Origin of the sequence: Kitasatospora sp. NPDC097643 (genome assembly GCF_040302625.1) — a bacterium.
In the GTDB taxonomy this organism is placed as follows: Bacteria; Actinomycetota; Actinomycetes; order Streptomycetales; family Streptomycetaceae; genus Kitasatospora.
This window is the reverse complement of sequence record NZ_JBEOSA010000140.1, coordinates 1-4,343: the sequence shown is the minus strand read 5'-3', so window position 1 is coordinate 4,343 and position 4,343 is coordinate 1. Positions and strand designations below refer to the sequence as shown.

Below are 4,343 nucleotides of genomic sequence, written 5' to 3'. Positions count from 1 at the left end.
CTGCTGGACCGTCCGCTGCGCGAGGCGATGGCCGACCCGGAGCTGATCCACGAGACGGGGTACACACAGCCGGCGCTGTTCGCGTTGGAGGTGGCCCTCTTCCGGCTGATCGCGTCGTGGGGTCTGACTCCGGATGTGCTGGCCGGGCATTCGATCGGTGAGCTGGCTGCCGCCCATGTCGCGGGTGTGTTCTCGCTGGCGGATGCCGCGAAGCTGGTCGCCGCTCGCGGTCGGCTGATGCAGGCGCTGCCGGGCGGTGGTGCGATGGTCGCGGTGCAGGCGAGCGAGGCGGAGGTGCTGCCGCTGCTGACCGAGGGCGTCGGTATCGCCGCGGTCAACGGGCCCACGTCCGTGGTGATCTCGGGTGCCGAGGATGCGGTGCTGGCCGTGGTCGCGCAGCTGGAGGGACGGAAGTCCAAGCGGCTGACGGTCAGCCACGCCTTCCACTCGCCGCTGATGGACGGCATGCTGGACGACTTCCGCGCGGTCGCGCAGCAGGTGGCATACGAGTCCCCGCGACTCCCGATCGTCTCCACCCTCACCGGCGCCCCCGTCTCGACCGAGGTGACCGACGCCGAGTACTGGGTCCGCCACGTCCGCGAGGCCGTCCGCTTCGCGGATGCGGTCTCCGTCCTGGAGGCGGACGGTGTCCGGACGTTCGTCGAGCTGGGCCCGGACGGTGTGCTGTCCGCGATGGGACAGGAGTCCGCGGCCGAGGCCGCGTTCGTCCCGGTGCTGCGCACGGGCCGCCCGGAGGCCCGTACGCTCACGGCAGCCCTCGCCCAGGCCCACGTCCGCGGCCTCGCCGTCGACTGGCCGGCGGTGTTCGCCGGCACGGGCGCGCGCCGGGTCGACCTGCCCACCTACCCCTTCCAGCGGCAGCGGTTCTGGCCGCGGACACCCGTCCTGGCCGTCGGCGATGTCGCGTCGATCGGGCTCGGTGCGGCGGGGCACCCGCTGCTCGGTGCGAGTGTGGAGCTGCCGGAGTCGGACGGTGTGGTGTTCACCGGCCGGCTGTCGGTGCAGTCGCACCCGTGGCTGGCCGACCACGCGGTGATGGGCGCGGTGCTGCTGCCGGGCACGGCGTTCGTCGAACTGGCGATCCGGGCCGGTGACCAGGTCGGCTGCGGGCTGCTGGAGGAGCTGACGCTGGAGGCGCCGCTGGTGCTGCCCGAGCGCGGCGGCGTTCAGCTGCGGCTGGCGCTCGCGGGCGTGGAGGAGACGGGCCGGCGGACGCTGAGCCTGCACTCGCGCCCGGAGGACGCTGTGGAGGGCGAGCCGTGGACGCGGCACGCCACCGGTGTGCTCGCGCTCGGCAGCACAGCTGCCCTTCCCTGGTTCGAGCTGGCCGAGTGGCCGCCGACCGGTGCGGTGCCGGTTCCCGTCGACGACCTGTACGAGCGGCTGGCTGCGGCCGGGTTCGGGTACGGGCCGGTGTTCCAGGGCCTGCGCGCCGCCTGGCGGCACGACGGAGACACGTACGCCGAGATCCGGCTTCCGGAGAGTGCCCACGAGGACGCCGAGCAGTACGGACTGCACCCGGCGCTGCTCGACGCCGCGCTGCACGCCCTCGGCCTGGACATCGCCGACGGCTCGACCGCGGACGGCCCCCGCCGGGCCCGGATCCCGTTCTCCTGGAACGGGGTCACCCTCTACGCCGCCGGTGCGACCGCCCTGCGCCTGCGTCTCACCGAGGCCGGGCAGGACACGGCCTCGCTGCTGCTGGCGGACGAGACCGGTCGGCCAGTGGCCGCGGTGGAGTCCCTGGTCTCCCGTGAGGTGTCCGAGGAGCAGGTGCGCAGTGCGCGCGGTGGCTTCGTCGACTCGCTGTACCGGGTGGAGTGGACCGCGATGCCGGTGTCGCAGGCGCCGGCGGGTCGGTGGGCCGTGCTGGGTGCGGGCGGGTTCGGTGCGGAGCGGTTCGCGGACCTGGCGGAGCTGGGTGCGGCGGTCGACGCCGGTACGGCCGCCCCGGATGCGGTGTTCCTGGCGCTGGAGTCGGTTCAGGCGTCTGATGGTGTGGCCTCGGCTGTGCGCGCCGCGCTGCACGGGGTTTTGGGGACGGTGCAGGAGTGGCTGGCTGATGAGCGGTTCGCGGCGTCGCGTCTGGTCCTGGTGACCCGTGGGGCGGTCGGTGCCGAGGTCGAGGACCTGGTGCACGCGCCGGTGTGGGGCCTGGTCCGCTCGGCCCAGGGGGAGAACCCCGACCGCCTCGTCCTGCTGGACCTCGACGGCGGCGACTTCTCCCGCGAGGCGCTCTCCGCCGCTCTGGCGGCCGGCGAGCCGGAGCTCGCGGTGCGTGCCGGCGCGATTCAGGTGCCGCGTCTGTCGAGGGCGGCTGCGTCCTCGGAAGCGGTGCCGGTGTTCGGGTCGTCGGGCACGGTCCTGGTGACGGGTGCGTCGGGTCTGCTGGGCGGGCTGGTGGCCCGTCATCTCGTGGTCGAGCACGGGGTGCGGAGTCTGCTGCTGGTGTCGCGCCGTGGTGCGGACGCGCCGGGTGCGGTCGAGCTGCGGGACGAGCTGACGGAGGCCGGTGCCACCGTCACGCTGGCGGCGTGCGATGTGGCCGACCGGGAGGCGCTGGCCGCGCTGCTCGCCGACCGCGAGCTCTCCGGTGTGGTCCACACGGCCGGTGTCCTGGACGACGGCATCGTCGCCTCGCTCACTCCCGAGCGGATCGACACCGTGCTGCGTCCGAAGGTCGATGCGGCCCTCCACCTCCACGAGCTGACGGCCGGCCACCCGCTCACCGCCTTCGTGCTGTTCTCCTCCGCCGCCGGCACGCTCAGCAGCCCCGGCCAGGGCAACTACGCGGCCGCGAACGTCTTCCTGGACGCCCTCGCCGCCCAGCGCCGGACCGCCGGACTGCCCGCCACCTCCCTCGCCTGGGGTCCGTGGGCCGACAGCAGCGGCATGGTCGGCAGCCTCGACGCGGTGGACGTCCAACGCATGAGCCGCGGCGGCATTCACGGCCTCGGCTCCGCCGAGGGCCTCGAGCTGCTCGACGCGGCCACCGCCACCGGCAGCGCCGCCCTCGTCCCGATGCACCTGGACCTGGCTGCCCTGCGCGCCCAGGCCGCCGCCGGCACCCTGCCCGCCCTCCTGCGGGGCCTGGTCCGGGTCCCGACCCGGCGGGTCGCCCGCGCCGGGGCGACGGCCGGCGGCTCCGAGCTGGTCGCCCGACTGCTGGCCCAGCCGGCCGCCGCCGACCGGGAGGAGACTCTCCTCGGCCTGGTCCGCTCCCGCGTCGCCGCCGTGCTCGGCTACGCCGACGCGGGTGCGGTGGAGTCCGCGCGGGCGTTCAAGGAGCTGGGCTTCGACTCGCTGACCGCCGTCGAGCTGCGCAACGAGCTCAACGGCGCGACCGGCCTGCGCCTGCCGGCGACGCTGGTCTTCGACTACCCGACGCCGGGCGCCCTGGCCGCTTTTCTGCTCGCCGAACTCCTCGGCGACGACGCGGACGAGCACGCCACCGTGACCGGCGCCGGCGCCGCCCGGCCGTCCGCGGCCGCGAACGACGAGCCGATCGCGATCGTCGGCATGGCCTGCCGCTACCCCGGCGGGGTGGAGTCCCCCGAGGATCTGTGGCGCCTGGTGCTCGGGGCCGGTGACGCGATCTCCGGTTTCCCGACCGGCCGCGGCTGGGACCTCGACGGTCTCTACCACCCCGACCCCGACCACCAGGGCACCACCTACGCCCGCGAGGGCGGCTTCCTGCACGACGCGGGCCTGTTCGACCCGGAGTTCTTCGGGATCTCGCCGCGCGAGGCGCTGGCGATGGACCCGCAGCAGCGGCTGCTGCTGGAGACCTCGTGGGAGGCCGTGGAGCGGGCGGGGATCGACCCGGCGACGCTGCGCGGCAGCCGGACCGGTGTGTTCGCCGGTGTGATGTACCACGACTACGCCACCGGGATCGGCGAACTCCCCGAGGGCGTGGAGGGCTACCTCGGCACCGGTGTCTCGGGCAGCATCGCCTCGGGCCGGGTCGCCTACACCTTCGGTCTGGAGGGCCCGGCGGTCACCGTCGACACCGCCTGCTCGTCCTCGCTGGTCGCGCTGCACTGGGCGATCCAGGCGCTGCGCCAGGGCGAGTGCACGATGGCGCTCGCGGGCGGTGTCACCGTGATGGCGACGCCCGAAACCTTCGTCGACTTCAGCCGCCAGCGCGGCCTGTCGGCCGACGGCCGGTGCAAGGCGTTCTCGGCGGAGGCGGACGGCACCGGTTGGGGCGAGGGCGTCGGCATGCTGCTGGTCGAGCGGCTCTCCGACGCCCGCCGCAACGGACACCAGGTGCTCGCGGTCGTGCGCGGCAGTGCCGTCAACCAGGACGGTGCGTCGAACGG

At 74.5% G+C, this 4,343-nt stretch carries 1 protein-coding gene; it reads left to right on the top strand.

Annotated features, from left to right (window positions below):
* Positions 1-4,343: SDR family NAD(P)-dependent oxidoreductase (locus ABTY15_RS39390; RefSeq protein ID WP_350607486.1), on the top strand; the 4,343-nt coding region annotated here is incomplete at both ends.